At 68.2% G+C, this 4,274-nt stretch carries 4 protein-coding genes; 2 read left to right on the forward strand and 2 right to left on the reverse strand.

Annotated features, from left to right (window positions below; translation table 11 throughout):
* Positions 1-47: 47 nt before the first annotated feature.
* Positions 48-452, reverse strand: a complete 405-nt coding sequence (locus ACFXGJ_RS24035; RefSeq protein WP_378625768.1) for a hypothetical protein — start codon at positions 450-452, stop codon at positions 48-50.
* Between the two features lie 204 nt (positions 453-656).
* Positions 657-1,433, reverse strand: a complete 777-nt coding sequence (locus ACFXGJ_RS24040; protein WP_378625769.1) for an MBL fold metallo-hydrolase — start codon at positions 1,431-1,433, stop codon at positions 657-659.
* A gap of 100 nt (positions 1,434-1,533) precedes the next feature.
* Here ACFXGJ_RS24040 and ACFXGJ_RS24045 point away from each other — a divergent pair, with 100 nt between their 5' ends.
* Entirely contained in the window at positions 1,534-2,478 is a 945-nt protein-coding gene (locus ACFXGJ_RS24045; protein WP_378625770.1) for a GlxA family transcriptional regulator, read from the forward strand.
* A gap of 242 nt (positions 2,479-2,720) precedes the next feature.
* A complete protein-coding gene (locus ACFXGJ_RS24050; protein ID WP_378625771.1) occupies positions 2,721-4,184 on the forward strand; it encodes a catalase in 1,464 nt (487 codons plus the stop codon).
* Positions 4,185-4,274: the final 90 nt, after the last annotated feature.

Raw genomic sequence — 4,274 nt, forward strand, 5'->3', positions numbered from 1 at the left:
CCGTCCGGCCCCTCGGGTGCGGACGGCGGGCGAGACGTACGCCGATGTCAGGCCGGCGTCTGCTGCGAGGTCTGGCGGTTCGCGGGCCAGCCCGCGGTGAGGCCCCAGATGACGCCGACGTTGAGCGCGATCAGCAGGACCGACAACCATGGCTGGGTGCCGATCCAGGTGAGCTGACCGATCGCGTTCAACAGCGCGAGGGTCACGGCGAAGACCCGAGCCCACGTGGCTCCGGCCAGCAGGGCACCCCCGCCCACGATCAGCAGGACGGCCCAGACGAGGAGCACCCAACCCCAGCGGTCGTAGTCGAGGATGACCAGTTTCTCCTCGCCGACGAAGAGCCGGGAGGGTGCGGCGAGCGCGACGATGCCTTCGATGGCGTTGAAGGTGCCGATCATGATGAGTACGAGGCCGGCGAAAACGCCCCAGCCCCCGGGAGTGTTGTCGTCCATGGGTTCCTTCGATCGAGTCGGGGCGCTGATCAGAAGATGAGCGCGAGGATGATCGGGGCGGCGGTGAGGACGACCGCGATCAGGGCTACGGTGGCGACCGCCTTCGTGGTGTCTGTGGACATGAACCTCACGCTAGGAACGGCAACCGCGGCCCGCGTCACCCTGACCGGGTGAAATGTGGGCGGTTCGCCGGGGCGGCCGACGTCAGAGGTCGAAGGCGACGCCCGGCGTCGGAATCCGCGTCCGGTCGGCGAGACCGGCCTCCTCGAAGGCCGCCACGAATCTGTCCACGCCCTCGGTGAAATGGGCCCAACCGTCGGTGTGCACGGGAACCACGACCGCGGGGTCGAGGATCCGGGCGACCTCGACGGCCGCCGTGGAGGTCAGCGTCACCGGCGTCGGGAAGCGGCCGACGTCCGCGGCGCCCGCGAAGAGCACCGCGACGTCGATCGGCCCGACCCGGTCGGCGATCTCCCGGGTGAGTTCGACCGACGCGTTGTCCCCGGAGACGTAGATGGTGGGAACCTCGTCGCCGCTCAGGACGAATCCCGTGACCGTTCCGCTGATCGGCTCGCACCCGTCCGGTCCGTGCAGGGCAGGCACGGCGACGACGTCGAGCGCCCGTCCGTCCGGTCGCGTGAGGGTGGTGCGCTGCCAGGGCGCCAGCCCGAGAACTCCGGGGAGGCGGCCCGCGGCCTCGGGAGTCGACAGGACGGTGTCGACCTCGGCCAGCAGTCCTCGTCCGCCGTCGTCGAGGTTGTCCGCGTGCTGGTCGTGCGAGAGCAGGACCAGGTCGACGTGGCCGAGGGCGTCCGGTGTGAGAGCGGCGGGGGCCAGTTTGGTGAGGGTGACCGGGCCGGGGTAGCTGCCGGGCCGGTCGAACGTCGGGTCGGTGAGGATGCTCAGGCCGCCGACCCTCAGGTGGAGCGTGGGTCCGCCGACCAGGACGGCCCGAACACCGTGGCCGACAGGAGAGTTCACGGATTCCGAATGCTGCGCTGTCGATGTCATGTACCCAGCATCGGGGGCGGCGAGGCGACAGGCCAGTGGCCCGGAGGACACTTTTCACTAAGATCGGGCCATGGTCAGGTCAGTCGCGGTGATCGCGTTTCCCGGCATCAGCCCGTTTCACCTGTCCGTGCCCGCGTTGGTCTTCGGCCACGGCGGGCCCGAGGCGTCGCGCTATCGGGTGTCGATATGTGCGGAAGCGCCGGGCACCTTTCCGAGCGAGGCCGGCTTCGACATCTCCGTCGCGCACTCCCTCGACGAGATCGCCTCGGCCGACACCGTCGTCGTTCCCAGTTGGGTGCGCGACCGACCGCCGTCCCGACCGCTGCTCGACGCGATCCGCGGTGCACACGAACGCGGTACCCGGGTCGTCGGACTGTGCCTCGGTGCCTTCCCGATCGCCGAATCCGGGATCCTCGACGGGCGTGAGGCCGCGACGCACTGGCACGCGGCGGACGAGCTGGCGCGGCGGTACCCGCGGGTGCGGGTGCGATCCGACGTGCTGTGGTCGGACCTCGGCGACGTAGTGACCTCGGCGGGCACGGCGGCCGCCCTCGACTGCTGCCTGCACCTGGTCCGATCGGACTTCGGTGCCGGTGTGGCCGCCGAACTGGCCAGGCGTCTGGTGCTGGCCCCGCATCGGAGCGGGTCGCAGGCGCAGTTCATCCCGCTGCCCGCGCCCCGGGAGGACGGGGAGGACGCCATCGAGCGGGCGATGGTGTGGGCGCGGCTGCACCTGTCCGAACCGGTCGACCTCGACCACTGGTCGCGCGCGGTGCTGCTGACCCGGCGCACCTTCACCCGTCAGTTCCGCGAGCGAACCGGCCAGAGTCCGCAACAGTGGCTGATCGGTCAACGGTTGGACCGGGCCCGCGTGCTGCTCGAAACTACCGAACTGAGCGTGGATTCGGTGGCGGGGGAGTCCGGCTTCGGGTCGGCGGCTTCGCTGAGGTTGCACTTCGGGCGGGTGTTGGGTACGAGTCCGTCGGCGCATCGCGACACGTTTGCAACTCGGTGACGCGTTCGCCGGGCGCGCGATGCGGCGAGGGTGGAAGCTGTTCGGGAAGACCCCGTCCGTCTTTTCTTGACTAATTCCAGAAAAGGTGTTGCAGTGGTAGTCGTGACCGAGTTCCAGCCCCGCGTCGGGTGCCCCGGCATCCGATCGGTCACGCCGCCGTCGGACGCAGGTCCGACCGAGGTCCAACGCCAAACGAGTGCCGACGCCTGCTGGCGCGGCGAGTAGGGAAGGGATCCACACGCATGAGCTCTGATCCGAAGAACACCGATGCCAAGCTGACCACCGCGGTCGGAGCACCGGTGCCCGACAACCAGAACGTCGCCACCGCGGGCCCGCGCGGGCCGCAGCTGCTGCAGGACGTGTGGTTCCTCGAGAAGCTCGCGCACTTCGACCGCGAGGTCATCCCCGAAAGACGCATGCACGCCAAGGGATCCGGCGCGTTCGGCACCTTCACTGTCACCAACGACATCACCAAGTACACCACCGCGAAGATCTTCTCCGAGGTCGGCAAGAAGACCGAACTGTTCGCCCGGTTCTCGACCGTCGCGGGTGAGCGCGGCGCCGCCGACGCCGAGCGTGACATCCGTGGATTCGCGGTCAAGTTCTACACCGAGGAAGGCAACTGGGACCTCGTCGGCAACAACACCCCGGTCTTCTTCTTCCGCGACCCGCTCAAGTTCCCGGACCTCAACCACGCGGTCAAGCGCGACCCGCGCACCAACATGCGCAGCGCCAACAACAACTGGGACTTCTGGTCTTCGCTGCCGGAGGCGTTGCACCAGGTGACGATCGTGATGAGTGACCGCGGCCTCCCTGCCTCGTACCGGCACATGCACGGATTCGGTTCGCACACCTTCAGTTTCATCAACGCTGCGGGCGAGCGGTTCTGGGTCAAGTTTCACCACCGGGTTCAGCAGGGCATCGAGAACCTGACCGACGCCGAGGCCGCCGAGCTCGTCGGCAACGATCGCGAGAGCCACCAGCGCGACCTGTACGACGCGATCGAGCGGGGCGACTTCCCGAAGTGGAAGCTGTGTGTGCAGATCATGCCCGAGGCCGACGCCGCGAAGGTGCCGTACCACCCGTTCGACCTGACCAAGGTGTGGCCGAAGGGCGACTACCCGCTGATCGAGGTCGGTGAGTGGGAGCTCAACCGCAACCCCGACAACTACTTCGCCGACGTCGAGCAGGCGGCGTTCAACCCCGCGCACGTGGTGCCCGGCATCAGCTTCTCCCCGGACCGGATGCTGCAGGGCCGGTTGTTCTCCTACGGTGACGCGCAGCGGTACCGGCTGGGCGTCAACAACTTCCAGATCCCGGTGAACGCGCCGAAGTGTCCGGTGAGCAACTTCCACCGCGACGGTGCGATGCGCGTGGACGGCAACAACGGCAGCTCGCTGCACTACGAGCCGAACTCCTACGGCAAGTGGCAGGAGCAGCCGCAGTACCGCGAGCCGGCGCAGGCTGTCGGCGCGGTGGCCGACCACTTCGATTACCGTGCGGACGACGACGACTACTACTCGCAGCCGCGGGTGCTGTTCAACAACATGAGCGCCGACCAGAAGCAGGCGCTGTTCGAGAACACCGCCCGCAACATCCACGGCGTCGACGAGCAGATCGTCAAGCGGCACATCGAGAACTGCACCAAGTGCGACCCGGCCTACGGGGAGGGAGTGGCGAAGGCTCTCGCCGCGCTCGACGCCTGAGGTGGCGGCGAAGGGGGTTGCCCGCGAGATGCGCGGGCGACCCCCTTCGCCGTTTTCTTGACTAGTTCCAGAAAGGGCGCATACTTGGAC

This window comes from Rhodococcus sp. NPDC059234 (assembly GCF_042754225.1).
Classification (GTDB): Bacteria; Actinomycetota; Actinomycetes; order Mycobacteriales; family Mycobacteriaceae; genus Rhodococcus_G.

Excerpts from the sequence above, each read along its gene's own strand:
- ACFXGJ_RS24035 (WP_378625768.1), bottom strand. The coding sequence starts at position 452 with ATGGACGACAACACTCCCGGGGGCTGGGGCGTTTTCGCCGGCCTCGTA.
- ACFXGJ_RS24045 (WP_378625770.1), top strand. The coding sequence starts at position 1,534 with ATGGTCAGGTCAGTCGCGGTGATCGCGTTTCCCGGCATCAGCCCGTTT.
- ACFXGJ_RS24050 (WP_378625771.1), top strand. The coding sequence starts at position 2,721 with ATGAGCTCTGATCCGAAGAACACCGATGCCAAGCTGACCACCGCGGTC.